The following is a 658-nucleotide window of genomic DNA, read 5'->3' on the forward strand; positions in this document are numbered from 1 at the left end:
CGGAAGGCCAGGTAGATGGTGGTGATCGCGGTGAGCAGGCCGAGGGCGCCGAGGGAGAAGGCGACCGTCCAGGAGGTGTTGCCCTGGTAGTCGACCGGGCCCTCGAAGCCGAACAGGCCGTACAGGACGTGGGTGATGCGGTCCGCCAGGCTCGGGTCGCCGAGCAGGGTCTTCGGGTGGGCGCTGACGATGACCAGGCCGAGGGCGAGCGAACCGGCGCCCATGAGGACGAAGTTGGCCAGCGCGCGCCAGCGGCTGCGTGGGTCGGGCAGCGCCGCGAACTGGTCGCGGTGGCGCAGCAGGGGCGCGAGCAGCGCGAGGGAGATGAGGACGCCGATGATGGAGTGGCGGTACGTGAACTGCGCCACCGCTCCGGCCGGCAGCAGGATGACGGCCGCGCGCCACGCCCGCCGCTTGCAGCGCTTGAGGCCGTGCGCGAGCAGCAGCAACAGCACGCCGGCGCTGAGCGACAGCGCCGCCGCGAACGGGCCCGTGGAGCCCGGCAGCACCTCGGCGATGGCGTGCATACGGCTGTGCCGGAAGCGCGGGAAGACGCCGGCGGCGACGTCCAGCAGGCCGACCACGGCGCAGGCTCTGCCGAGGAGGACGGGAACGGCTTCGGCGCGCGGGCCGCGCAGCAGCTGCCGTACGCGGCCGG

The 658-nt window shown here is 73.7% G+C and carries 1 pseudogene; it reads right to left on the reverse strand.

The window, feature by feature from the left end:
• Nucleotides 1-658, reverse strand: a pseudogene (locus tag EAO75_RS44865) (hypothetical protein); the annotation flags it as partial.

This window comes from Streptomyces sp. UW30, assembly GCF_008042075.1.
Lineage (GTDB): Bacteria > Actinomycetota > Actinomycetes > Streptomycetales > Streptomycetaceae > Streptomyces.